At 24.7% G+C, this 25992-nt stretch carries 22 protein-coding genes and 3 tRNA genes; 4 read left to right on the top strand and 21 right to left on the bottom strand.

What is annotated here, in order from left to right; all coding sequences use genetic code 11:
- Nucleotides 1-15: 15 nt before the first annotated feature.
- The 7 genes from H0H54_RS00195 to H0H54_RS00165 all read right to left on the bottom strand — a co-directional run bounded on the left by H0H54_RS00195 (nt 16) and on the right by H0H54_RS00165 (nt 6145).
- The gene (locus tag H0H54_RS00195) at nt 16-798 is read right to left on the bottom strand and encodes an MBL fold metallo-hydrolase (protein WP_185863284.1); all 783 of its coding nucleotides are present in this window, start codon (nt 796-798) and stop codon (nt 16-18) included.
- The gene (recA, locus tag H0H54_RS00190; RefSeq protein ID WP_185863283.1) at nt 795-1781 is read right to left on the bottom strand and encodes a recombinase RecA; all 987 of its coding nucleotides are present in this window, start codon (nt 1779-1781) and stop codon (nt 795-797) included. Before recA ends, H0H54_RS00195 begins: the two co-directional genes overlap by 4 nt.
- Nucleotides 1782-1862: 81 nt before the next feature.
- A complete protein-coding gene (locus H0H54_RS00185; RefSeq protein WP_238784778.1) occupies nt 1863-2924 on the bottom strand; it encodes a lytic transglycosylase domain-containing protein in 1062 nt (353 codons plus the stop codon).
- 110 nt (nt 2925-3034) lie between these two features.
- Nucleotides 3035-3232 (bottom strand): Sec-independent protein translocase subunit TatA/TatB, encoded by a 198-nt coding sequence (locus H0H54_RS00180; RefSeq protein WP_185863281.1) that lies wholly within the window; start codon nt 3230-3232, stop codon nt 3035-3037.
- A 35-nt stretch (nt 3233-3267) separates the two neighbouring features.
- A complete protein-coding gene (locus tag H0H54_RS00175) occupies nt 3268-4284 on the bottom strand; it encodes a sugar phosphate nucleotidyltransferase (protein ID WP_185863280.1) in 1017 nt (338 codons plus the stop codon).
- Nucleotides 4285-4299: 15 nt separating this feature from the next.
- Entirely contained in the window at nt 4300-4659 is a 360-nt protein-coding gene (locus tag H0H54_RS00170) for a dCTP deaminase/dUTPase family protein (RefSeq protein WP_238784777.1), read from the bottom strand.
- A gap of 37 nt (nt 4660-4696) precedes the next feature.
- Complete coding sequence (locus tag H0H54_RS00165; RefSeq protein ID WP_394366891.1) at nt 4697-6145, bottom strand: lipopolysaccharide biosynthesis protein; 1449 nt, start codon at nt 6143-6145, stop codon at nt 4697-4699.
- A gap of 99 nt (nt 6146-6244) precedes the next feature.
- Here H0H54_RS00165 and clpP point away from each other — a divergent pair, with 99 nt between their 5' ends.
- The gene (gene clpP, locus H0H54_RS00160) at nt 6245-6925 is read left to right on the top strand and encodes an ATP-dependent Clp endopeptidase proteolytic subunit ClpP (protein ID WP_185863277.1); all 681 of its coding nucleotides are present in this window, start codon (nt 6245-6247) and stop codon (nt 6923-6925) included.
- Here clpP and H0H54_RS00155 read toward each other — a convergent pair.
- The 5 genes from H0H54_RS00155 to H0H54_RS00135 form a co-directional block, all read right to left on the bottom strand.
- Nucleotides 6923-6996 (bottom strand) — tRNA-Arg (locus tag H0H54_RS00155). The two genes, clpP and H0H54_RS00155, sit on opposite strands and share 3 nt — an antisense overlap.
- A 13-nt stretch (nt 6997-7009) precedes the next feature.
- Nucleotides 7010-7084 (bottom strand) — tRNA-Pro (locus tag H0H54_RS00150).
- 6 nt (nt 7085-7090) lie between these two features.
- Nucleotides 7091-7178 (bottom strand) — tRNA-Ser (locus H0H54_RS00145).
- Nucleotides 7179-7235: 57 nt separating this feature from the next.
- Nucleotides 7236-9182 (bottom strand): HDIG domain-containing metalloprotein, encoded by a 1947-nt coding sequence (locus H0H54_RS00140; RefSeq protein WP_317168483.1) that lies wholly within the window; start codon nt 9180-9182, stop codon nt 7236-7238.
- 203 nt (nt 9183-9385) lie between these two features.
- Nucleotides 9386-9904, bottom strand: coding sequence for an Lrp/AsnC family transcriptional regulator (locus H0H54_RS00135; RefSeq protein WP_185863275.1), 519 nt, complete (start codon nt 9902-9904; stop codon nt 9386-9388).
- A gap of 416 nt (nt 9905-10320) precedes the next feature.
- On the opposite strand from H0H54_RS00135, the gene tsaD reads away from it, so the two are divergent.
- A complete protein-coding gene (gene tsaD, locus H0H54_RS00130; protein WP_185863274.1) occupies nt 10321-11355 on the top strand; it encodes a tRNA (adenosine(37)-N6)-threonylcarbamoyltransferase complex transferase subunit TsaD in 1035 nt (344 codons plus the stop codon).
- A 20-nt stretch (nt 11356-11375) separates the two neighbouring features.
- Here tsaD and gcvP read toward each other — a convergent pair whose 3' ends face one another.
- Nucleotides 11376-14273, bottom strand: coding sequence for an aminomethyl-transferring glycine dehydrogenase (gene gcvP / locus H0H54_RS00125; RefSeq protein WP_185863273.1), 2898 nt, complete (start codon nt 14271-14273; stop codon nt 11376-11378).
- A gap of 99 nt (nt 14274-14372) precedes the next feature.
- Between gcvP and mdh the strand changes: the two genes are divergently transcribed.
- The gene (gene mdh / locus H0H54_RS00120) at nt 14373-15299 is read left to right on the top strand and encodes a malate dehydrogenase (protein ID WP_185863272.1); all 927 of its coding nucleotides are present in this window, start codon (nt 14373-14375) and stop codon (nt 15297-15299) included.
- 10 nt (nt 15300-15309) lie between these two features.
- On the opposite strand, the gene H0H54_RS00115 is transcribed toward mdh, so the two are convergent.
- Together H0H54_RS00115 and lptB are read right to left on the bottom strand one after the other, a co-directional pair.
- Complete coding sequence (locus H0H54_RS00115; protein WP_185863271.1) at nt 15310-15951, bottom strand: thiamine diphosphokinase; 642 nt, start codon at nt 15949-15951, stop codon at nt 15310-15312.
- Nucleotides 15948-16685, bottom strand: a complete 738-nt coding sequence (gene lptB / locus H0H54_RS00110; protein ID WP_185863270.1) for an LPS export ABC transporter ATP-binding protein — start codon at nt 16683-16685, stop codon at nt 15948-15950. The genes H0H54_RS00115 and lptB overlap by 4 nt, the downstream gene beginning before the upstream one ends.
- 49 nt (nt 16686-16734) lie before the next feature.
- On the opposite strand from lptB, the gene H0H54_RS00105 reads away from it, so the two are divergent.
- On the top strand, nt 16735-17982 hold the full coding sequence (locus H0H54_RS00105) for a peptidylprolyl isomerase (RefSeq protein ID WP_185863269.1): 1248 nt from the start codon (nt 16735-16737) through the stop codon (nt 17980-17982).
- Here the strand turns inward: H0H54_RS00105 and H0H54_RS00100 are convergent, their stop codons facing one another.
- The 6 genes from H0H54_RS00100 to H0H54_RS00075 form a co-directional block, all read right to left on the bottom strand.
- On the bottom strand, nt 17983-19731 hold the full coding sequence (locus H0H54_RS00100; RefSeq protein ID WP_185863268.1) for an ABC transporter ATP-binding protein: 1749 nt from the start codon (nt 19729-19731) through the stop codon (nt 17983-17985). It lies immediately after the preceding gene.
- Nucleotides 19728-20471, bottom strand: a complete 744-nt coding sequence (gene truA, locus H0H54_RS00095) for a tRNA pseudouridine(38-40) synthase TruA (protein ID WP_185863267.1) — start codon at nt 20469-20471, stop codon at nt 19728-19730. Before truA ends, H0H54_RS00100 begins: the two co-directional genes overlap by 4 nt.
- A 5-nt stretch (nt 20472-20476) precedes the next feature.
- Nucleotides 20477-21664 (bottom strand): aspartate aminotransferase family protein, encoded by a 1188-nt coding sequence (locus H0H54_RS00090; protein WP_185863266.1) that lies wholly within the window; start codon nt 21662-21664, stop codon nt 20477-20479.
- Between the two features lie 7 nt (nt 21665-21671).
- Nucleotides 21672-23309: an OstA-like protein gene (locus H0H54_RS00085; RefSeq protein WP_238784776.1), complete on the bottom strand. Its 1638-nt coding sequence runs from the start codon at nt 23307-23309 to the stop codon at nt 21672-21674.
- A gap of 66 nt (nt 23310-23375) precedes the next feature.
- Nucleotides 23376-23744: a RidA family protein gene (locus tag H0H54_RS00080; protein WP_185863513.1), complete on the bottom strand. Its 369-nt coding sequence runs from the start codon at nt 23742-23744 to the stop codon at nt 23376-23378.
- 9 nt (nt 23745-23753) lie between these two features.
- Nucleotides 23754-25973, bottom strand: a complete 2220-nt coding sequence (locus tag H0H54_RS00075; RefSeq protein WP_238784775.1) for a putative LPS assembly protein LptD — start codon at nt 25971-25973, stop codon at nt 23754-23756.
- Nucleotides 25974-25992: the final 19 nt, after the last annotated feature.

Below are 25992 nucleotides of genomic sequence, written 5' to 3'. Positions count from 1 at the left end.
TTGTATTTTTTTTATTTATTCATATATAATTAGTTCATCATAAGCTAGATATACATTATTAGGTAATTGTGTTTCAATTTCTTCGTGAAATCCAAATGTATGGCTAATATGTGTCAAATAAGTTTTTTTAGGAGAAATTTTTTGAATGATATTCAAAGTGTCAGAGAGCATGAAAGGAAAAGGATTTTTTTCTACTTTTTTTAATACGTTTCTTAATACATTTAAGACTAAAACATTTATACCTTTTAATTGTTGTATTGTTTGAATAGGAATTGTGCTAGCATCTGTGATGTACGCAAAATTACCTATACGAAACCCTAGAATAGGAAGATCTCCATGCCATATAGACAAAGGAAAAATTTTTGAATTCTCTACTAAAAAAAAATCTTTGTAATCATCTAATTCATGCGAAAAAATCCTTGAAACATTTGATTTTTTATTTTCAGAAAAAATATAAAAAAATCTTTTTTTTAAATTATCTATAACTCTACGTAATCCATAAATAGAAATAGGCATATTCATATTATGATTAATTGGCCTTATATCGTCTAATCCCCCTATATGATCTTGATGTTCATGTGTCATAAAAATGGCATTCAATTTTTCATAATTGCTTCTTAACATTTGATAACGAAAGTCTGGCCCACAATCTATCAAAAAATTTTTTTTATCTTTTTCAATTAAAACAGAGCATCTTAATCTTTTATCTTTTAAATTTTTAGATAAACATACCGGATGTTTAGATCCAATTACAGGGATTCCTTGAGAAGTTCCGGTCCCCAAAAAAGTAATTTTCATATATTTTTGTATATATTCTTTTGTATTTCATCTATCATATTTTCTTTCTCTTTCAAGAACTTTTTAACAGAATCTCTTCCTTGACCTAATTTGATATCTCCATAACTAAACCAAGATGAATTCTTTTTAAGAATTCCTAAATCTACTCCTATATCCAATATTTCACCAATTTTAGAAATCCCTTCTCCATACATAATGTCAAATTCTGCAGTTCTAAAAGGAGGAGATAGTTTATTTTTCACTACTTTCACTTTTGTTCTATTTCCTAATATCTTTTCTCCGTTTTTGATTTGATTTCCTCTTCTTATATCTAATCGTATTGAAGAATAAAACTTCAAAGCATTTCCTCCAGTTGTTACTTCTGGATTTCCATAAACCCCTATTTTTTCTCTTAATTGATTAATAAATATAAGTATGCTTTTAGATTTTCCTATACTTGAAGTTAGCTTTCTTAAAGCTTGAGACATTAATCTTGCTTGTAATCCAATTTTGGAATCACCCATTTCTCCTTCTATTTCACTTTTAGGTGTTAAAGCTGCTACAGAATCAACTACTATTATATCAATAACACCAGATCTAATTAAATTATCAACAATTTCAAGTGCTTGTTCTCCATTATCTGGTTGAGATATTATTAATTCTTTTACATTCACTCCTATTTTTCTAGCATAAGTACGATCAAAAGCATGTTCTGCATCTATGAACCCAGCAAACCCCCCTAATTTTTGCGATTGAGTTATAGCATGTAAAGCTAAAGTAGTTTTTCCAGAAGATTCAGGACCAAATATTTCTATAATCCTACCTTTTGGAAACCCTTTTATTCCTAAAGCAATATCTAAACTTAAAGATCCAGAAGATACAATTTCTAAATTTTCTGTATGGGAATTTCCCATTTGCATTACAGTTCCTTTCCCATATATTTTATCCATTTCTTCCAAAAGAAGTTGTAAAGATTTTCTTTTTTGTTCAATTTTTTCGTTCATAACTTTGAGAATAAATTTTTTGAAAAATTAATATCACTCATAATACATAATATGGTTTTATTATGTATTTGTATATAATAGTTAATTTTTGTAATTTTTTTTAAAAAGATAAATCTTATTTTTTGGGAATCTTAATTTATTCCCAGGAGGAATAAGATCTACAAGATATTGCGGGTTCAGAAGAATTAAATCTTGATAAGAAAGATTTAAACTATAAGCAAAAAATTTCAGCGAAATTTTTTCTTTTACAGGAATTAATACAGTTTCTGTATATTTATATCTATAGGGAGAAGAATGATATATAGAAATATTATGTTCCTTATAATAATTCATTATATAATTTATAGCAATAAATTTAGGAATATAATTCTGAGTTTCTTTAGGGAAAAACTCCCATAGTTCCCAAAAGCTTTTCCGGTTATTATGCCGTTGTAATATTTTATCTACTATTCCAGGCCCTGCATTATAAGCCGCTAAAACTAATTCCCAATTTCCTATTTTTTTATATAAAAATTTCAAGTATCGACAAGCTGCTTCCGTAGACTTAATAGGATCATTTCTATCATCAGAAATATTGTTAATATTAAGATTATATATTTTTCCAGTTTCTGGCATAAACTGCCAAATTCCTCGTGCTCCTGCTTTAGAAATAGCAACTGGATTTAAGTTGGATTCTATAATAGCTAAATATTTTAATTCTTTGGGAAGTCGGTAATTTTCAAGTTTTTCTTCAAACATAGGAAAGTAAAAATCTGACAACGAAATAATTTTTCCTATATATTTACTCATACGAAGATAACTTTCTACAGAAGCATGTACAAGACTATTATATTTTAAAATTTTAATTTTAGATTTTTGATTTAAAAAATTTAATCTTAATCTAAGTTCTTCAGGGTTGATATTGATAATGACAGCGTTTTTTTTATTATTATTACGAGGGTGAAAAGACAATCTTTTTCCAGATAAGGATTTTTTCTTCCCTCCTAACATTTTTTTCCATAATTTTTCTGTATTATGTATGTTATTTATATCTTCTAATTTTGGGTTATAAATATTTTTGTAAAAGTTCATTTTCATTACGTTTTTCTGTTCTAAGAATGGTTTTGATATTGATTGAATTGCCAGGCTTTTTAATATGAACATAAAAAACATAATATTTCTTATCGTTGTCGTTCCCATTATTTATTAGTTTGATTTATTTCTAAAATTTTAGAAAAAAAGTACTAATAAACAAACGTAAATATGAAATATTTTTATTCTTTATCCGTTTCTGATTCTGAATCTTTTTCTTCAGATGCTTTTTTGAACTCTTTTAAACCAGTTCCCAATCCCTTCATTAATTCTGGAATTTTCTTTCCTCCAAATAATAAAAGGGCAAGTATGACTATCACCACGATTTCTGTGGTGCCAAAAGTACCAAGTATCACAGAAAAGATATAAATTAACCCCATTGGAATTTTTTTTAAATATAAAAAATTATTTTATTCTATTTGAAAATAGAATAATCACTCAAGCTTACTTTTTTAGTTTTTTCACCTGTATATATTGAATGATTTCCTATTATTGAATATTTCAAATTAGCATATTGAACTATTGTATAATTTTGAATTAAAGATTTTTTTATATTGCTATTTTTTATTTTTGAATATTTTCCTATTGAAACATAAGGGCCTATAATACTATTTTCAATACTTGTACTTTTTCCTATTGAACAAGGTTTTATAATTAAACTATTTTTTATAATAACTTTTTTATGAATTAATTCTGAATTTTTGGACTCCATAGATAGTAGTTTGGAATTTGAAGAAATAGTTTTTTTTTGATCCCCAAAATCCATCCACTCTTCAACTTGTTTGCTAATAAATTTCTCGCCTTTTTTTCTCATATTTTCCAAAACAGACGTTAGTTGATATTCTTGTTCATTTTTAATATTATGATTAAATAGAAACTGCAATTCTTCCTTTAAAAGCAAACTATTATTAAAATAATAAAATCCTACAATTGCAAGATTAGATACATGATTCTTTGGTTTTTCTATAAAATGAGTGATTCTCCCTAAAGAATCACATTTTACGATACCAAATAAATGAGGATTTTTAACTTTTTTTGTCCATATAATATTATCATGAGTGATTTCTTTATCAAAAGAATTATGGTAAAATAAAGAATCAGAAAAAGCAACGATAACAGGTTCTCCTGTTAAAGATTTTTTAGCTTTTAACAAAGCATCAGCAGTTCCAAGGGGAATGATTTGATAATATATAATTGGATTTACACTCATATCATGAGATAATTGAATTAATTGTTTTTCTACTTTCTCCCCGAAACTTCCTATAATAAAAACAATTTCTTGTATAGAAAAAACTTGAATAAGTTTGGATAAACTTTCCATTAATCTTCTTAAAATTGTTTTTCCAGCAACATATATCAGTGGTTTAGGAGTATTTAAAGTATGAGGAAGAAGACGTGTCCCTTTTCCAGCCATTGGTATTATAATTTTCATATCATTTGTTTTTTTTTATATTCCAGTACTTCCAAAACTATTACTTCCTCTTATACTTCTACTTAGAATAGAACATTTTTCCCATTTTATTTTAACACCTTCGATAATATCGAATATTACTAATTTATCATTAGGTTCAATTATCATATTTTTAAAAAAAATGTTGATGACAATTATTTGAATTTCATTATATAATGAATATTTTTTATTATTTATGTTTTTTGTGAGATGAATTATACAAATAGATTCTATAAATTTTTTAATCAAAGAAAAAGAATACCTAGTATTTTTAGGAATTTTAATAAGAATACCCGTTGAAATTAACTTTCTTTCCAAGAATTTAATAGAAATAGATTCTTTTATGTTAGCGATCAAAGTGTATCTACATATTTTTGTACACAAAATCTTATTTTTATTTGATTAGACTAATCAATCTTTTTTTTTCTAATAAAAAAATAGTTATCAAATATAAAAACTGTAAAAATAAATTCAATAGCACTTTTTTTTTCATCATAAAAACAATAAAAAGTGCAAATAAAAAATGTATTATAATATTTCTTATTTTTTTATTACAAAATTTAAAAAACTGTTTCTTTCCCCAAATGTATAAAATTACCAACATAGATCCATAAGAGATCAAAGTCCCCCAAGCAGGAATCATAAAACTATTATAAATAATAATAAAAATAATATTAAATAAAAAAGTAATTAATACACCGATTAAAGATATATAAGTACCAATAATAGGTTTATCTATAATCTTGTAAAAAATAGATAAATTAGTGTAAATTCCTAAAAAAATATTCCCCATCATTATTATAGGAATGATGGAAATAGCTGTATGATATTTTTTATCAATTAAAAATTTCATAAAAATATTAATATTTCCACATATTAGTACATAAAAAATTAATCCAAATAAAACAAATATATAAGTGATTTCTTCATAATAATATATAGCATCAGAATCTTTAGATTTTTTAAAAAAAAAAGGTTCAATCCCTAATCTAAAAATTCTAATATATATACTCATGAAAGTCGCAATTTTATAGCAAGCCGAATAAGATCCATTAATTTCATCTGAAACCCATCTTTTAATCAAAATTTTATCCAAATTTTCATTAATAGAAAAAGAGACAGTTCCTAACATTACAGGGATCCCATAACTTAACATGTTTACAGCAAGAATTTTGCTAAACTTTTTTATAGTTACTTTTTTCAAAATAATAGGAAGTATCAAAAATAAATTCATTAAAGAAGAGATCATATTTGCAAAAAATATATAACCGATTTTATCGGTAAAAGAGTCTACCCATTTAAAAATGAAAAAAAAGAAAGTTTTTTGATAAATCTTATCAGAACAAGAGAATAAATATATTATCACAAACGATTGTATCAATATATTTGTAACATTTATTGTAGAATATTGTAAAGGTTTATCATTAGCACGAAACCAAGCCATAGGAAGAATACAAATTGTATCAAAAAATATGATTAAAAAGAACATCAAGAAATATTCTGGATGATTATCATATCCAGCAATGGCTGATAAATATTTTACTATATTTATAGATATTATTAAAAACAAAGAACTTATAAGAAATTGTATTATAACTCCTGTTGAAAAAACAATTTCTTGATTATAATTTTTTTTATATAAAAATCTAAAATAAGTGTTTTCTAATCCAAAAGAAAGAAATCCTATGATCATAAAAGACAATGCATACATATCTGTATAAAGAGAAAATTCTTCTCTTTTAAAACAAAGAGTAAAAAATTTTAAAAAAGCATAATTAACAATTCTAGGAAATATGAATCCTATAGAATAGATAATTGTTTGTATTGTTAATTTTTTGTACAAAATCAATACTTTTAAATTAAAAGTTTATAATTTCAATATTTTTTATTAAAATTTTATGTGGAAGAAAGTAACTTTGACGAAAGTTTCAATATAAAAAAAATGAATTATCATAAAAACTCAAAAGAGTTTATGCTGTATGCAATAAAACATAAAAAAATTAGTAGTTTAACAATTGATGAATATATTAAATTTATGACTCCTTATATTGTGGAAGAAAGAAAATTAAATGTAGCTCAGATGGATGTGTTTTCTCGTTTGATGATGGACAGAGTCATTTTTTTAGGAACAGCAATAGAAGATCAAGTATCCAATATAGTACAAGCTCAACTATTGTTTTTACAATCTGTAGATTCTACGAAGGATATACAAATATACATTAATTCTCCAGGAGGAGATGTTTATGCTGGATTAGGTATATATGATACAATGCAAATTGTAGAACCAGATGTAGCAACCATTTGTACTGGAATGGCTGCCTCCATGTCAGCTGTATTACTTTGTGCGGGAGAAAAAAATAAAAGATCTGCATTAAAACATTCTAGAGTTATGATTCATCAACCTATAGGAGGAACGCAAGGTCAAGCTTCAGATATTGAAATCACAGTTCGTGAAATTTTAAAATTGAAACAAGAACTTTATGAGATTATATCAAAACATTCTGGATTACCTATTGAAAAAATAGAAAAAGATTCAGATAGGGATTATTGGATGACTTCTATAGAAGCTAAAGAGTATGGGATGATAGACGAAGTGTTAGAAGGTAAGAAAGGTAAGAAATGATCACGACAGGATTCGAACCTGTAACCTACTGCTTAGAAGGCAGTTGCTCTGTCCGTTTGAGCCACGTGATCTATATTAATAGTATCGGGGTAGCAGGATTTGAACCTACGATCTCCTGGTCCCAAACCAGGCGCGATAACCAAACTACGCTATACCCCGCCGTTGCGGAGAATGTGGGATTCGAACCCACGCGGTATTTACAATATACCGACAGTTTAGCAAACTGCTCCGTTAACCACTCCGGCAACTCTCCCCAAAAAATATACAACAAATCTAAAGCAGATCTATAAAATAAACAAATAATATTAAATCAAAGCTTCGGATATTCAATTCTAGTGTGATAAATATTCCTTAATTTCTTTTTTAAAACTTGTTTTACTTTTTCTATTTCTTTTAAAGTAATGTCTGCATTAGAAAATTGATTTTCAATTTTTTGTTTTTTTATTATGTTTTCCACTAAATTCTCTAAATCTTTAGCAGACGGATTTTTTATACTTTTTGAAGCCGCTTCTACAGAATCAGCTATCATGACAATAGCGGTTTCTTTGGAAAATGGTTTAGGGCCAGAATATTGGAATTGTTTTTTATCCACTTTTACATTTGGATATTTTTTTTTTTGTTTTTTATAAAAATAATAAACAATATTATTTCCATGATGAGTACGTATAAAATCAGTAACAGGATCAGGTAAATGATATTTTTTTGCAAGTTCAACTCCTACTGATACATGTTCTAAAATAATTTTAGCACTTTCTATCGGACTTAATTCTTTATGAGGATCAATTATATTCTGTTGGTTTTCAGTAAAAAATGTAGAGTTTTTAATTTTTCCTATATCATGATAAATAGCCCCTATTCTTACCAATAAAGAATTAGCCCCAATTGCAACAGCTGCTTCTTCTGCAATGTTTGCTACTGTTAAAACATGCTGTAAAGTTCCTGGAGCTTTTTTAGATAATAATCTCAATATAGGAGTATTGGGATCAGACAATTCTAATAATGAAATATCTGAAGTTAAATTCAATAACTTTTCGAAAAGAAATATTAATGGATGAACAAATAAAGTTAAAATTCCACTAAAAAAAAATAGAGAAAAAGTATACAAAGAAATTTTTTCCAAAGAACCTTCACGTATTAAAGTGAGTAAACTGAAAGTGATGATATAAGTAATGATTATTTTTGTTGCAGCAATAAAAAGATTTGCCATCTTATAGGGGTTTTGTTTCGTTAACATAACTAAAATACCTGTAGTAATTTGAATAAAAATAAATTCAAAACTATTTGGAGTAATTAATGATAATAATAAAATAGTTATTAAATGAATAAAAATACTCAAATTAAAATTGAAAAAAGCACGTATACTTATAGGTAGTATGCAAAAAGGAATAATATATAATATCTTAGAATGATATTTTAAAATTGTAATGGTAATTAATGATATTAATAATATATTAATAATCAAAAAATTTATCTCTCTATTATTCTGGAATATTTTATTTTCAAAATAAAAAATGTATAATATAAACAGAATAAATATCATGCTTATTATTAAAAAGTCTCCTATAACAAGACAATAATATTTTTTTTTATTCCATATTTTATTCTCATATTCCTTTTTGAAATAAGATAAAATTTTAAATTTTTTATTATTTATAATCTCATTATTTCTAATAATATTATCCCCTTTCGTAAATGTGTATTCAATTTTGTTTATAGATTGAATTTTTTTTTGAAAAAAAAAATCAGTATAATATTGGCTATAAAATAAATTAGGAACGATAATTTTTCTTAAAAATTTTTTTAAAATTTTTGCACGATAACTTTGATTTCTAAAATTATTTTCAATGATATTATTAACCTTTTTATGATTGAAAATTCTTTTATATAAAATTGGAATCCATTTTTCATCCTTTTTCAAAAAAATTATGTGAATTTTGTTTGTAAAATTATTATAATCTTTTATGTATCCGTATTTATATATCGAACCAATAATTCTATGAACAATTTTATTGTAATGTTTGTTTTTTCGTATAAATGAAACTTTTCTTATCTTTTTTTTTATATTTTTTACTATTTTTTCATTTCTGATACAGAATATTTCTTGATTTTTTTTTAAATTTTTAACTTCTGAATCTATATCTCGACTAGTTTTGGGAACTAAAAAATGAAATGGAGAAAATAAATCTCCATAAGACCAAGTCTTTCCTTTTGAAAATTTATATTTTAAAATTTCTTTTTTTGGGAAAAAAAATGTCAATAGTAAGATTGCAATAATTAGAATTAGTATTCTATATGCAATGTTTTTATTATAAAATTTTAAGTAATTAGTCATTACCTAAAAAATTGAATTCCATACAATTTTTTCGGGGAGGATAATTTTTTTTCTTTTTTAAAGAAAAAGAAGAAGTTTCATATTGAAATAACAAGAAATTATAATAATAATTGGTAATTATTATATTATTATATTTTTTTTTTATGAGATATTTTATGTTTTTGTAATATATTGGACAATAATCTATTTTCATCATTTATACTTTCTTCTAAACAAATAGTAGATTCTGTTCTTAAGACTCCTTTTATTTCGCCTATTTTAGAAATCACATCTCTTGCATCTGAAGGATCTCTAGCAATAATTCTACAAAAAAGATTATATTTTCCTGAAGTGATGTATAGTTGAACTATATTTGGTATTTTTTTTAATTCTTCTTTTACTAATTTGGATTCACGAGAATCTGATAAAATTCCTACAAAAGCTATTAAATGAAACCCTAATGATTCATATCCTATGATTAAAGTGCTTCCTTTGATAATTCCTGCATCTTCCAACTTTTTCACTCTTACATGAACTGTCCCAACTGATAATGGTTTGATTTCTTCACTAATTTGTTTGCTAATTTCAGTATAGGGAGTTCTGGCATTTATGTTTAGTTTTTTGACAATTGTATTATCAATTTCGTCTGTATTATATCTTAGAATCATTGTTTTATATTTTTTTGTTTTTTTTTGAATAAAGGTATTAAAAATACCAAGATACAAAACTTTCTTTTGAAGAAATAGATTATTATTTTTTCAATATATTATGCATGAAAAAAATTTCTTTGTATTTGATATTCAATAAATTATTGACATGGTAATGATTGATCTGTTTTCGACATCAACATTTAATTTTTTAATCATTAATTGTAATATATTGCATTTTTTTTATTTTATTTATTATAAAACACTGTAAAATTATAAATAAAATGATTTTTATTCAAAAATATATAAAAATTTATTACCATATTATTTTTAAACAAAATTTTACTAATCTTAAAATTGATTTTTTATCAAAAAATTTGATATACTATATTTTTCAAGTCTAAAAATTGTACCTAAAATAAAAAAAAATAAAGATTATGAAAAAAGAACCAATAATTATTGGGATAGAATCATCATGCGATGACACAGGTGTTTCTATTATTAAAAATAGAAATATCCTATCTAATATTATACTTCATCAAGAAATCCATAAAAAATATGGAGGAGTAGTTCCTGAATTAGCATCAAGACTACATGATGTAAATATTACAAAGGCAGTTAATAAAGCTATTTTTTCGGCAAAAATTAGACGACATGAAATTGATGCCGTAGCTTTTACTTTAGGGCCTGGACTAATCGGCCCGTTATTAGTTGGGGCTTCTTTTGCAAAATCATTTTCCATAGGTTTAGGAGTTCCATTACTAACTGTAAATCATGTACAAGCTCATATTCTTTCTCATTTTATCCAAGATGCTAATCTTAACAAGGATTATTGTCCAAAATTTCCATTTTTAGGCTTAATTGTGAGTGGGGGACATACACAAATCATAAAAGTGAATGATTTTTTTAAAATGAAAATATTAGGATCTACTTTAGACGATTCTGTAGGAGAAGCTTTCGATAAAATTGCTAGAATGTTAGGTTTTTATTATCCTGGTGGACCTATGATAGAATATTTTTCTCAAAATGGAAATAATAAAAAATTTACTTTTTCTAAGCCTACAGTGAGTGGATTAGATTTCAGTTTTAGTGGATTCAAAAGTGATGTATTACAATTTATAAAAAATGAATCAAGAAAAGATTCATTTTTTATAAAGAAAAATTTATCTGATATTTGTGCTTCTATACAAAAAATCATATCAGAAATACTTTTAGATAAAGTAAAAAAAGCTATTTTAAAAACTGGAATTTTCAGAATAGCTTTATCAGGAGGGGTTTCCGCTAATCATGAAATTAGAAGAGCATTCATGGCCCTTTCAAAAGGGAATAAAAAGTATGAAGTTTTTATTCTAAAAAAGAAATATACCACTGATAATGGAGCAATGATTGCTATTGTAGGGTCGCTAAAGTATAAAAGAAATTTATTTGATTCTGTTCATGTCTCCCCATACTCAAAGTTTAAAACATTTTAACTGCTTTCCTGTTTTATATCTTATTTGCATGAACAAATTAAGTTTCTATCTCCATATGCATCATCCACACGGCTAACTGAGGGCCAAAATTTTCTTTCTTTAATCCAAGATAAAGGATAAGCAGCTTTTTCTCTACTATAAGGATAATTCCATTCATTTTGAGTCAAAACATCTATACTATGCGGAGCATTTTTTAAAACATTATTTTTTTTAGAAAATTTTCCATCTTCAATTTCTTTGATTTCTTGTCTTATATTAATAAGAGTTTCAATGAAACGATCTAGTTCTTCTTTAGATTCGCTTTCTGTAGGTTCGATCATCATACATCCTTCTACTGGAAAAGATATAGTAGGGGCATGATATCCGTAATCCATCATTCTCTTTGCTATATCTATAACCCCTATATCCATAGATTTAAAAATCCTACAGTCTATAATTAATTCATGTGCTACAGTATTATTTTCTCCTACGTATAATATGTTATAAAATTCTTTCAATTTTTCTTTAATATAATTTGCGTTTAATAGAGATATTTCTGTACACTTTCTAAGTCCGTCTGGACCCAACAAACGAATATAAGCATAAGAAATTGTTAAAATTAATGAAGAACCATATGGAGAAGAGGAAATCGTCAATATTTTGTCTTCTTTTCTTTTGTTTTCTTCTTGCTGTTCTCTTTGAATTTGAAAAGGATGTTTTGGTAAAAAAGGTTTTAAATGTGAAGCAACACAAATAGGGCCCATACCAGGACCTCCCCCTCCATGAGGAATAGCAAAAGTTTTATGAAGATTGAGATGGCAAAGATCTACTCCTAAATATGCAGGTTTTATTAATCCTACCTGAGCATTCATATTAGCTCCATCCATATAAACTTGTCCCCCATTTTCATGAATTATTTCTATAATTTCCTGAATATTTTTTTCATATATACCATAAGTAGAAGGATAAGTGATCATTAATGTAGATAATGAATCTTTATTTTCTTTTACTTTTTTTAATAAATCATTTTTATTAATAGATCCATCATTTTTTGTATCTATGAGTATAACTTTCATACCTGCCATATATGCTGAAGCAGGATTTGTTCCATGAGAAGAAGAAGGGATTAATGTAACATTTCTTTTGAATTCTTGTAATGAATGATGATAACATTTTATAGTCATAAGTCCAGCATATTCTCCTTGAGCTCCCGAATTTGGTTGTAAAGAAATTTCAGAAAATCCAGTAATTTCCTTCAGATATTTTTTTAAATTTCGAATAACAAAATGATATCCCATAGCTTGTTTATTAGGGACAAAAGGATGAACGTCTCTCCATTCATGTTGACTCAAAGAAAATAATTCTGAAGAAGCATTTAATTTCATAGTACATGATCCAAGTGGTATCATAGAATGAGTTAAGGATATATCTTTTTTTTCTAATCTTTTTATATAACGCATTAGCTCATTTTCTGAATAAAATTTATGAAAAATTTTATGTTCCAAAAAATTAGAAGTTCTTTTTAAAGAATTAGGAAATTTATATTCATCATGAATATTTTTATGACATTTTTTTATATCCGTTTTTTTTTCTTTTGCCTCATAAAAAATTGATAAAATATGATTTATATCTTCTTGACAAGTAGTTTCATCTAAAGTGATGGTTAGATAATTTTGATTTATGTATCTAAAATTAGTTTTTTTACGTTCTGCTATTTTTCTTATTTTCCTTATATGATCTGTTTTAATTCTAAGAGTATCAAAATAAAAAGCATTTACTTGAAAAATATGGTTTATGTTATTCGTTAATAAAAATTCTAATTTTTTAGCATATTCATGAATACGTTTCGCTATTTCTGTTAATCCTTCTTTTCCATGATATAAAGCATACATAGAAGCCATTACAGCAGGAAGGACTTGTGAAGTACAAATATTAGAAGTCGCTTTTTCTCTTTTTATATGTTGCTCTCTTGTTTGTAACGCCATACGAAACGCCTTTTTATTATTTTGATCCACAGATACTCCAATAATTCTTCCAGGAAGAAAACGTTTGTATTGTTCATGAGTAGAAAAAAAAGCAGCATGAGGACCCCCATATCCCATAGGAATACCAAAAGACTGACTGGATCCTATAACTACATCAGCACCCCATTCCCCCGGAGGTTTTAACAAAGATAAGGATAAAAGATCTGCAGAAACTATTATTGATATTTTCTGACGTTTTGCATATTCAACTGTTTCAGAATAATCGTATATTTCTCCTAAACTAGAAGGATAAGATATTATTAATCCGAATATTTTTTTTTTATTATATTTTTTTAAATTTTTATGAGTATCACTTATAACATGTATCCCTAACCCAAAACATCTTGTTTTCAAAACAGAAAAAGTTTGAGGAAGGATCCCATCCGAAATAAAAAAAGAATAGTTATTATCTATTTGTTTTTTTTTTATTTTTTCTTGAAAAATCATAAACATAGCATCAGCTGCTGCCGTAGACTCATCTAACATAGAAGCATTACTAATTTTCATTCCAGTTAAGTCCGAAATCATAGTTTGAAAATTAATTAAAGCTTCTAGTCTTCCTTGAGATATTTCTGATTGATAAGGAGTGTAAGGAGTATACCAACTAGGATTTTCTAAAATATTTCTTTGAATGACACTTGGAGTGATAGTGTTTTTATATCCTAATCCTATGTAAGAACGATAAATTTTATTTTTTTTACTTATTTTATGAATATGTTTCAAATATTGATATTCCGAAATAGAGTGTGGTAGATTTAATCGTTTTTTTAAACGTATTTTTTTAGGCACTGTTTTATTTATAAAATTTTTAATAGAAGAACATTGCAATGTTTTTAACATATCATTAATTTCATTAAAAGATGTGCCTATATGTCTAAAACAAAATTTTTTTCTTATAAGGTAATCCTCTTTCATAAAAATTGTGTTTATCTTTAGAAATTACAAATTTAGCTAAATAAGATTATCATTAATTAAATAAACAATGTTAATAAATAAAAAAAAGAAATAAATAAAATGAAAATAACTATTATTGGAGCAGGAAATGTAGGAGCCTCTTGTGCGAGTTTATTAGCTCAAAAAGATATAGTCAAAAAAATAGTATTATTAGACATTAGAGAAAAATTTTCAGAAGGAAAAAGTTTAGATATATCTCAAATGCTTTCTATAATGGAATCAAATACTGAAATTATTGGATCTAATAATTATTATAAATCCAAAAATTCTGAAATCATTATTATTACTTGTGGTGTCCCTAGAAAACCTGGAATGAGTAGAGATGACCTAATCAATACTAATGCAGAAATTATTAGTTTTGTAACTAAAAAATCTATTTTTTTATCTCCAAAAGCTAAATTCATTATTGTATCCAACCCGTTGGATGTTATGGCATATGTGAGTTATATGACTGCAAAAATAGATTCTTCTCGTATAATTGGAATGGCTGGTATATTAGATTCTACTAGATATCGTTTCTTTTTATCAAAGAAAATAAATGTTTCTCCTATTGATATACAATCTTTATTATTAGGAGGACATGGGGATACGATGGTCCCTTTATATAGATACACATCTGTATCAGGAATCCCTATTAAAGAATTTTTATCAGAAGAAGAAAATGATATAATTATTGATAAAACAAAAAAAGGAGGAGAAGAGATAGTAAATTTATTAGGAACGTCTGCTTGGATGGCTCCTAGTGCGTCTGTTGTTAAAATAGTGGAATCGATTTTAAAAGATTCTAAACGTATTTTTTCTTGTTCTGCTTTTTTAACGGGGCAATATGGGTTAAAAAACTTATTTTTGGGAGTACCAGTCATTCTAGGAAAATCTGGAATAGAAAAAATTGTAGAATTGCGATTGAATCAAAAAGAAAACAATCTTTTGAAAAAATCTGCAGATCATGTACTAAATATGATTAGTAAACTTGATAAATTTGATTAAATATAAAAATCTATCTTTCTATAAAAATTAATAATTCTCCATTCTTGTAATGGATTTCTATTTTTTGATTATAGTTATAAGCTTCGTTTCTTATTCCTATATTTTTTCCTATTTTTAATAATCCTTTTTTTATGGAATATCTTAATCCATAAGTGTATAGTCCTTCTACTTTAGGAAATGGAAATAAAGATACTTTCTTATTTTTTTTCTGATAAAAAGAGGTTTTCTTATCAGAAAAAAAATAAGAATGATATTTATCATGAAATATAATAGATAATTTCTCTTTATATTTTAGAGCTGTGGAAAGATTTCCCAAAAAATGATCTTGTTCTACTCCATTTGCCCCCCAAACATTTATATTAAGAAATCCTTTATCATAAATAATGTTTAAAGCTTTATCAAAATCAGTATATCTCTGATCATAAGTTTTCAATATACAAGTTTCTAAAGGTATATTAGGTATATCTTTTTTTAAGATAGAATCAAAATCTCCAATAAGATAATCCACTGAAACACCAAATGTATTTAAATAATAAAAAGCTCCATCCACTGCAAATATTTTTTTATAAAAAGAAAATTCCTTCTTTGAAAAAGGAGGAATTTCTCCATTCAGAAACAATCCTACTTCCGGTCCATAAAATCGATGATTCATTTTTTTATTTTTTTAGAATTTATGATTCTATTTCCTAAATAAATTTTTTTAACTATGGGATCTCGCATAATTTTTGTAGTATCCCCATGCTTTATAATTGTTCCATTAAACATTAAATAAATACGATCTGTTATTGTGAATATTTCTTGCACATTATGATCTGTCATTAATATACCTATATTTTTTTTCTTCAAAGAAAGAATTATTTCTTGCAATTCTTCTATAGCAATTGGATCTATTCCAGAAAAAGGTTCATCTAAAAGAACAAATTTAGGATTTGTAGCTAAACATCTAGCAATTTCTGTACGTCTTCGTTCTCCTCCAGAAATAAGATCTCCCCGATGATTTCTTATTTTTTTCAATCTTAATTCTTCAATAAGTTTTTCCATTATTTTTATTCTCTCTGAATTTGATATTTTTTGCATTTCTAAAATGCAAAAAATATTATCTTCCACAGACAATTTTCTAAATATAGATGGTTCTTGAGATAAATATCCAATTCCTTTTTTAGAGCGTATATACATTGGATTTAATGTTATATTTTGATCATAAAGAAGTATTTTACCTTTATCTGGTTTTATTAATCCTACAATCATATAAAAAGAAGTTGTTTTTCCCGCACCATTAGGCCCTATTAATCCTACTATCTCTCCCTCTTTTAATTGTAGAGAAACATTTTTTACTACATATTTATTTTTGTATCTTTTATATAGATTATCAACTTTTAAAGTCATAATGTTTAAAATTTTTTTTAAAGTAAAAAAATATGAATATTTGCATGTTATGATGAATTTCGTAAGAAAATGTTTTATTTTTATTCTATTTTTATGTGCATTCTTTTCATATTCTTATGAATTAGAAAAGATGAGTGGAATTTCTTTAGTCATCGGAAACGATATCATTTTAGATTCTGAAATTAAAAGTGATAAAAAATCGTTTTGTGCTGATGTTTTAAATGATTTTTTTATACAAAAATTAATGCTTTATCATGCAAAAAAAGATAAGAGCATACAAATCAATAATAAAGAATTAGAATCTAAAACTCAAGCACTTTTGTCAGAAATGAGAAAAAAATATATAAACCAAAAAGAATTTTTAACACAATTTGAAACTGAAGACTTTTTAAAGGAATTAAGTAAAGAAATAGAAAATAAACAGTATATAGAAAAAATTTACAACAAAATAACAGAAGATGTAGAAGCCTCTCCTCAAGAGGTAAAACATTTTTTTACTAAAAAACAGAATAAAATTCCTTATACGTCTAAAAAGATCTGTATTTCTTATGCGATATTCTATCCTAAATTAAGTAAGACTAACAAAAAAAAAATAATTGATTTTTTAAATCAAATTAAAAAAGAAATACATTCTGATATCGATTTTTCTGCAAAAGCTATTTTCTTTTCTGAAGATGATTATTCCGCATTCAAGGGGGGGGTTATGAAAGGTGTAAAAATAAATAATATTCCAATTGAATTAGGACGTTTCATTTTATCTTTAAAAGAAGGAGAAATATCAGAACCGTTTGAAACTGATTTAGGGTTTCATCTCATAAAATTAGAAAAAAAAAGAAAAGATGAAATTGATTTTAGACACATTTTGATCAAACCTAAATATTCAAAATATGAATTGTACAAAACAAAATTATTTTTAGAATCTTTCAGAAAAGATATTCTTATTCATAAAATAGATTTAGATAAAATTCCTAAATTACTTAATAATAATAAAATAGTAGATGTAGTGTGGAAAAATAAAATTTGGATTGATGAAGATCAATTATCAAAAAAAATGAAAAAAATATTTGTTTTTTTAAAAAAAGGAAAAATAACTAATCTTTATAAAGAAACCATAAATGGAAAAGAAGCATTTTTTATAATTAAGTTGTTGGACGAAATCCCATCTAAACCCCTTTCTTTTGAAAAGAATTACACCATATTAAAAGATATTGTAATCAGTATCAAAAAAAGAGATAAAATAAAAAATTGGGCAAAAGAAATATTAAAGAAAACTTATTATGAAAAAATTAATTGTTAATTACTTTTTATTAAAAGATTCTTTGTATAATCCAGCATAGGATCCGTTTAATTGAATTAATTCTTTGTGAGTCCCTTTTTCTACAATATACCCTCTATCAATAACTAATATTTTGTCGGCATTTTCTAATGTAGAAAGACGGTGGGTGATAATAATGGAAGTTTTTTTCTTTGTTAAAAAATCTGTAGCACGATAAATCATTTTTTCTAATTCCTTATTTAAGGATGCAGTCGCTTCATCTAATATAAGGACAGAATAAGGGTGCATTTGAACTCTTAAGAAGGAAATCAATTGTTTTTCCCCAATAGATAATAAACTCCCTCTTTCCTTGACTATAAATTTGTATCCGTTAGGTAAAGATGTGATAAAATTATGTATTCCTATTTTTTTGGCCATATTTTCTATCTTATCAATACTAATAGATGGATTCCCTAAAGTAATATTATTCATGATTGAATCATTAAATAAAAAAGGATCTTGGGTAACTACTCTTATATGAGATCTTAGATTTTTTAATTCTATATCTTGAATAGAATATCCATCAATCCAAATTTTTCCTTTTTTTATTTCATAAAATCTAGAAATTAAATGAGTAATTGTAGATTTTCCAGAACCTGTTGATCCTACTATAGCTACTTTTTCTCCTGGTTTAATTTCAAAAGAAACTCCATTTAATACCGTTTCATCATCTATATAAGAGAAATAAACATTATTAAATACAATATGTCCTTTTAATTTTTTAAAACGTAAGTTTCCTTTATCCACAATGAATTCTTCAGAATTTAATATGGAAAATATCCGTTCTATTCCAGCTATTCCTCTTTGTATAATATTAAATCTATCAGCTATTTGTCGCATAGGACGAAAAAGGAGATAAATAAAAAAAATGAAAGCAATAATTTGTCCTGGTTTAACATTCCCTTTTTCAAGGGCATGAAATCCTCCATAAAATATAATAATACTTATTGTCATTGCAGAAATAATTTCTACTATAGGAAAAAAAATAGAAAAATAAAAAATAGTTTTGAAATGTGCACTCATTAAATTACGATTAATAGATTTAAATCTTAAATATTTTTCTTTTTCTTTATGAAAAAGTTGAATAATAGACATCCCTATAATATTTTCTTGTAAAAAACTATTTAAACGTGAAGTTTGAATCCGTTCTTCATGAAACGTTTTTTTTAACGTTTTTTGAAAAAAACGAGTGATGATATACATAAAAGGGATAGTTAAAAAAACTATAAGGGATAGTTTTTTATGAACTGTATACATCATAATAATAATCATGACAATTTTTAAAACGTCTCCAGAAACAAGTAAAATTCCATCATTAAATATTACTGTTATTGTTTCTATATCTGATACAGAATAAGAGACCAATTTTCCTATTGGTGTCCTGTTAAAAAAGGAGTTTTTAAAATGTAATAATTTTTCGAATAAAAGAATTCTAATTTTTTCAATCACATTTTGAGCTAATATATTAGATAGATATAATAAAATAAAATGGAATATGCTTTCTATAAAAAGAAGTACGATTATTAGCATCAGTATATTTTTTAATCCCAGAAAATCTTTATAAAGAATATGAATGTCTATAGCTTTTTGTATTAATTTAGGACGATAAGCAGATATAAAAGAAGTTAATATAGAAGTAATAATTATTGATATTAATATAAGTTTATAATTTAAACTAATTATAATCAACTGTTTTAATGGATTCTTTTGTTTGTGAATTTTTTTTTTCATAAAAAAACATCTTCTGGATAAAGGATTTGAGTTAGAAATAAACCATGTGCAGGAACGATGAATTTGCAAAAATTAGAATTTTTTGATTCTATAATTTTGACAAATTCATCGACACTGATTTTATTTCTTCCTACATCAATAAGTGCGCCTATAATAGCTCTAACCATTGATCTTAAAAATCTATTAGCTTCAATAGTAAAACATAAAACATTGTTTTTTTCATACCAATAAGCATGATAAATTTTACATATATTATTTTCTTTTTCATCAGTTCTTTTTTTACAAAACGAACTAAAATCCTTATATTGCATAAGCTTTTTTGAAGCTATATTCATTTTATAAACGTTTAAGGAATAAAAACAGTACCAAGAGAAATCTTGATTAAATGGATTTTTTTCTCGTGTTAAGTAATATTTATATGTTCGCTTTATAGCATCAAATCTTGCATGAAGATTATTTTTTACCGGAAAAATATTGAATACATTAATAGATTTCGGTAAAAAAATATTTAGTCTATCTACAAAATTGTTTTTGATTTCTTTTTCATAATCAAAATGAGCAAACATTTGTTTGGCATGAACTCCTTTATCCGTTCTACCAGCCCCTACAATATTTATAGATGTTTTCAATAATTTTGATAAACAATATTCCAATTTTTCTTCAACTGTATTTACTTTTTTTTGAATTTGCCATCCAAAAAAGTATTTACCATTATAAGCTAATTCAATAAAAAATCTCAATATTTTTAAAGTTGATTCAAACTTTCAATAATAATAGAACATCCTTTTTGGATTTCATGTTTTGTGATTGTTAGAGGGGGAGATATACGTATAAAATTACTATGAAATAAAAAACGAAACAATATTAATCCTTTTTTCAAACAATTTTTCAAAACCTTTTCTACAGTATTTTTATTTTTTAATTCAAAAGACAACAAAAGGCCTTTTCCATGAATATTTTTGATTTCATCGTGACTCAAATATTTTCTAATATATTTTTCTTTTACTGATACTTGTTCCAATATATCAGAATTGATAAGTTGTCTTAAAGTAGCTAAAGAAGCAGAAGCAGAAACAGGGTTTCCTCCAAAAGTAGTTAAATGCCCTAAAGGAGCAACATCAATAAAAGTTTTCATAATTTCTTTAGATGAGACAAAACCACTAATAGGCATTCCTCCTCCCATTCCTTTTCCTATTATCAATATATCAGGAATAACATTATAATGTTCAAATGCAAAAAGCTTTCCTGTTCTTCCAAATCCAGTTTGTACTTCATCAAGTATCATTAAAGCTTTTTTTTTATCGCATTGTTTTCTCACCTCTTTTAAAAAAGAAGAATCCGGTAATCTAATTCCAGAAGAACATTGAATGGTTTCTAAAATTACACAAGCCGTTTTTTCTGTAATAGAACCCAGAAATTCTTCTATATGATTAAATGTGAAAAACTTAACTAAAGGCAACAAAGGTCTAAAAAATCTTTTATAATCTTCATGCCCCATAACACTCATAGAGCCATGTGTACTTCCATGATAAGACCACTTACAGGATATAATCTCTTCTTTTCCTGTATAACATTTAGCTAATTTCAAAGCTCCTTCTACAGCTTCTGTTCCAGAATTAACTAGATAAGTGGTCTTAAGTGGATATGGAATGTTTTTTGATATTTCTTTACAAAGTTTTACACAAGGACTTTGTATAAATTCTCCATACACCATAGTATGTAAATATTTATCGACTTGTTTTTTTATAGCTTCTTTAATTTTTTTATTTCCATGTCCTAGTACATTTACGGAAAGACCTGCTACAAAATCTAGATATTTTTTTCCATCTTTTCCAAAAATATAATTTCCTTCAGCATGATCTACTATAATATTCATGGGATATGGATTAACTTGAGTTTGATACTGAAAAAAACATTTTTTTAATTCTTTCATGAAAATTTTATTCTATTTGTTTTTTTACCATAATTTCAATTTGTTTTTTTTCTAACAAGCTTTCTTTTTTATATTTGTCGATTTCTTTGTATAAAAGGTTTTTTTTATTTTTATCCAATTTATCTTTTTCTTTCCAAGAGAATTTAGAAAGATAAAGTATATTATTAGAAATATCTTTATATACTGGAATAAGTTCTGAATAAGCTTCTTTTTCACAAGAAATTTTTCTTATTTTTTTTGAGTTATCTAAATATATTAATAGTATTTTACAAGATAATCTGTTGATTATTTTTTTTCCTTTATCAGCATCAATGAAAACAATACTGTTAACATCTCCTTGAATTTTAACTTTTTCTAAAGAATTTTCTTTATTGAAAAAACCAATTATAATATCTCCTTCTATTTGATTAAATTCTTTTGAATTAATTTTTTCTATGTAAAAAGCATTTTTAACAATTTTTATATATTTTAATAAATTACTGTTTTCGTTTCTAAGATAAATATATATGACTTTTCCAGTAATTTGTTGATTTTGAATCCAAAATATAGGATTTCCATCAAAGTGCATATAGTTATTTGAAGGTTCATAATTGAAAAAATCACATTTTCCTTGAATCTTTTCATTTAAAAAAAAACTTTTTACAGAAAAAGCTTGAATTGAATATGTATTATTTTTTTTTATCTTTATTTTTAGAATATCTGAATAAATAAAAACCGAATTATTTTTTGAGATTTTTATAATCTTGGGATTTTCTTTTAAAGTTAAAGAACCGGAATAAAAATCAAACTCTCCATATCCGCTTGTTAAAAAACATTTTCTTATTGTATCTTCTAAGAGTATATTTTTAATAAATCCACTTTTTTTTTCATAATTAAAAAATAAATATTCCCCTCTAATGATTACACCATTATAATGAATACTTACATAACTTTTAAACAAAAATATTTTTTTATGAACTAGAAACACAGCTTTTTTAGCGTAAATAAAATTATTAGAATTTGTATTCTGTATTATGATAGCGGGATTATGAAAATTGACTTTATTTTGTACAAACAAATATTCTAATATATTAGTATGTATAGTATAATTTTCACTATTCAATTGAACATTATATTTCAACTCTACCTTTTTTCCATCAACATAAAAATAACCTTCTTTGCTAGATATGGTGCAATCATCTCCATAATATAGAATACTCCTTTTTTTATAAAAAATTTTGTTTAATATTAAATCGTATTCTAATAAGTTCGTCTTTAATTTTATTTTTCCGAAAAATAAAATGACATTGTCTTTGACTTGAAAGAATTTTTTTTTTAAATTAAAATCAATAACATCCCCCGTTAATCTTATTTTACCTTGATACAAAATTACTTTACCTGACAATTTAAAATAGACAAAATTACCTACTATATTTTGAGAAATTATTTTATTTTTTCCTGATTCTAATCTTACATTTCCATATCCATGATATTTATTATTTTTTTTTTGATATACAATTTTATCACAAAAAAGATGATGTCTTCCATATTTTAAATGAACATTTCCTATTAAAATAAAAGATTGATTCTGAACATCATTCTGTATTAAATCTGCATGAATAATTTGTATATTTTTTTTGACTTCATTAGAAAATATTTTATTCAATGAAAATAATGAAAAAACAATAAAAATTAAATACCCATATTTCACAATTATAAAATATAAAATAATTTAATTTTTGTATGCTATTAAAGATATTTCAATATTAGCGTTTTTAGGTAGGCCAACAACTTGTACTGTTTCTCTAGCTGGATAACTCCCTTTATGAAAAAACTTAGAATATACATTATTGATTATATAAAAATTACTCATATTTGTAACAAATATAGAAGTCTTTATAACGTTTTGAAATCCTATTCCATTTTCTGAAAGAATAATTTTTATATTTTCCATAACTTTTTTTGTTTCCATTTCTATATTATTTGTATGTTCTTCTCCAGCTATTTGTCCAGAAATAAATAAAAACCCTCCAACCACAACACATGTATTATATGGCCCATAAGATGGAATTTTATCTATTGAAAATTTTTTGGGTATCATCATAATTAATTAATTTTTTCTTTCATTATACTGTATGATATTCCTAAAATTAGGATCTTTTAGTCCTATAAAAAAAGACCAATAAGAACTTTTTTCAAAATTCCAATTAAAACTCATTTCAAAACTTCTCAAATCTCTATTAAAAATAAGATTAGAGAATATTATCTTTTTTTTTAAAAAATCATAATCTGTATGAAAACTTACTTTCCAATATTTTGTAATATTTATGGATCCATTTATACTTAATAAATTTTGAAATAATTTTTTTTTATTTTCATAATTTGAATGAAAATCAATTTCTAAAGTAACCGGAATTGTATATTTCGCGTAATTTTTCTGATCAAACAAAAAGTAATCATAACGATCTTTTCCTTTTTTATAATATTCATTTTTTACAGGTAAAAAATGAATATTATAATTAGAAAAAAAAGAAAAATCAAATAATATATTGCTTTGGTTTTTCTTTTTTTCTTCTTCCCAATTTACTCCTGCTTTATATTTTGCTTCCATATTTTTCGTTAAATCAACATTTCCCATAATATAAAAATTTTTACATTTTATAAAATTATTATCCACAATAAATGAAAAATTCATTTCTTTAAAAATTTCTATCTTTTTATAGATATTAACATGGGACCATGTGGTTTTTATTGTCAAATCGTTATTTAAAATAAAATTTATCCTTTTTTCTAAATGATTTTTGGCGTTATAAAAAACAGGAGGATAGTATATCATATTAAAAGATAAAATGGGTTCCATTTCATGTTTTAATAGTACATTATTTTTTAATTTCCATATTTTATAAAATGGAACAGATACTATATTTGTTGATATATCCATTTTTTGATAACTCGAAATATGAAAATAAGGAATATTCCATGTATAAAAATCTTTATAAAAAATTTGGGATGAAATTTTTAAATAAGGATAAAAAAAAGAAGAATAAGAATTTATCATCATATGATGGTTCAATACAGCATTAAAAGACGTTGTTTTGTGATAATAAAAATCCATAGAATTTTTTAAAAAAAATCTATTTTCAATATTTACATGACTTGTCAATAGATTTTTTTTATCATCAAAAAGTACACTTTTAGTGTGTAGAATTAATTCTGGAATTATAAACTTTACTTTTTTTTTACTTGGGCTTTGAATCATATACATATCCATAAACCATAAAGAATCAGATAATTTTTTTCTTATATTAATAGAAGAAAGATTTTCATTTTTTTTGTATAAAAAAGCATTATCATAATTAACATTTGCATTGAAACTTATTTCATAATTTGATTTGTTATCTGAATTATGTTTCCATTGAAATAAGTAATTTTTTTTATGACTTGATATATTTTGATAATCCAAATCAATAAATCCATGATAAGGATATTTTAATTTATACTCTATTCTTGTTTGAACTTTCCATTTTTCTTTTTCTGTATCATACATAGAAGCATTTACTCTAAAATTTAATAAATCAGAAATAGTAAAAAATAGACCTATATTTTCCATGTATATTTTTTTATTTTGAATTCCAAATTTTGGATACTTTAAACCATAAGGGGATTGATTCAACTTTATAGGCATGTAGAAAAAAGGAAGGAAAATAGGCATTGGAACTCTATACCAATAGAAAAAAATTGGACCAGAAAAAACATATTTTTTTGAATAAGAATATTTCAAATAATTTGTTTTTAAATAAAAATCAGGATAGCTGTATTGATTTTTTAAAAAAAAAGGATCTGATATATATATAACTTTTTTCATTAAAATATCCTCTTTTTTTTTTAAAAAATCATTGGCTATTATAATATGATTTTTTTCCTTTATATAAAAATTTTTTGCTTCCCCTATTTGATCATTTATATTCAGGTAAATTTTACTGAAAGTATATTGATGATTATCTTTTTGGAAAAAAACAGATTTTTCTTTTGATTGAGCGTATAAATCTCCATTTTTCCAATTAAATTCTATATAATCTGCTTTAATTTTTATATTATAATATTCTATAGAGGCCTGTCCTTTTAAATATGATTTTCCTTCTTTTATATCATGCTCTTGTATATTTGATTTGTATTTTAAAACATCTTTTAAAAAAGAAAAATCATTTTTAATATTATGATAATTAAATATCCCATTTTCTTTTTTTTCTTCATTTTCATTACCATAAAAAATAGAAATGGAAAAAATAAATAATATGATAGAACAAATATAAAATCTAATTTGATGCAATTTTTTTTAAGAATTTAAG

Source organism: Blattabacterium cuenoti (genome assembly GCF_014251815.1).
Classification (GTDB): Bacteria; Bacteroidota; Bacteroidia; order Flavobacteriales; family Blattabacteriaceae; genus Blattabacterium; species Blattabacterium cuenoti_E.
Note: the sequence above shows the minus strand (reverse complement) of the source record. Positions and strands in the feature narration are given on the sequence as shown.

Excerpts from the sequence above, each read along its gene's own strand:
- recA (WP_185863283.1), bottom strand. The coding sequence starts at position 1,781 with ATGAACGAAAAAATTGAACAAAAAAGAAAATCTTTACAACTTCTTTTG.
- H0H54_RS00180 (WP_185863281.1), bottom strand. The coding sequence starts at position 3,232 with ATGGGGTTAATTTATATCTTTTCTGTGATACTTGGTACTTTTGGCACC.
- H0H54_RS00090 (WP_185863266.1), bottom strand. The coding sequence starts at position 21,664 with ATGAAAGAATTAAAAAAATGTTTTTTTCAGTATCAAACTCAAGTTAAT.
- mdh (WP_185863272.1), top strand. The coding sequence starts at position 14,373 with ATGAAAATAACTATTATTGGAGCAGGAAATGTAGGAGCCTCTTGTGCG.
- H0H54_RS00100 (WP_185863268.1), bottom strand. The coding sequence starts at position 19,731 with ATGAAAAAAAAAATTCACAAACAAAAGAATCCATTAAAACAGTTGATT.
- H0H54_RS00135 (WP_185863275.1), bottom strand. The coding sequence starts at position 9,904 with ATGATTCTAAGATATAATACAGACGAAATTGATAATACAATTGTCAAA.
- H0H54_RS00115 (WP_185863271.1), bottom strand. The coding sequence starts at position 15,951 with ATGAATCATCGATTTTATGGACCGGAAGTAGGATTGTTTCTGAATGGA.
- H0H54_RS00195 (WP_185863284.1), bottom strand. The coding sequence starts at position 798 with ATGAAAATTACTTTTTTGGGGACCGGAACTTCTCAAGGAATCCCTGTA.
- gcvP (WP_185863273.1), bottom strand. The coding sequence starts at position 14,273 with ATGAAAGAGGATTACCTTATAAGAAAAAAATTTTGTTTTAGACATATA.
- H0H54_RS00185 (WP_238784778.1), bottom strand. The coding sequence starts at position 2,924 with ATGTTCATATTAAAAAGCCTGGCAATTCAATCAATATCAAAACCATTC.
- clpP (WP_185863277.1), top strand. The coding sequence starts at position 6,245 with ATGAATTATCATAAAAACTCAAAAGAGTTTATGCTGTATGCAATAAAA.
- H0H54_RS00080 (WP_185863513.1), bottom strand. The coding sequence starts at position 23,744 with ATGATACCCAAAAAATTTTCAATAGATAAAATTCCATCTTATGGGCCA.
- tsaD (WP_185863274.1), top strand. The coding sequence starts at position 10,321 with ATGAAAAAAGAACCAATAATTATTGGGATAGAATCATCATGCGATGAC.
- H0H54_RS00175 (WP_185863280.1), bottom strand. The coding sequence starts at position 4,284 with ATGAAAATTATAATACCAATGGCTGGAAAAGGGACACGTCTTCTTCCT.
- lptB (WP_185863270.1), bottom strand. The coding sequence starts at position 16,685 with ATGACTTTAAAAGTTGATAATCTATATAAAAGATACAAAAATAAATAT.
- H0H54_RS00105 (WP_185863269.1), top strand. The coding sequence starts at position 16,735 with ATGATGAATTTCGTAAGAAAATGTTTTATTTTTATTCTATTTTTATGT.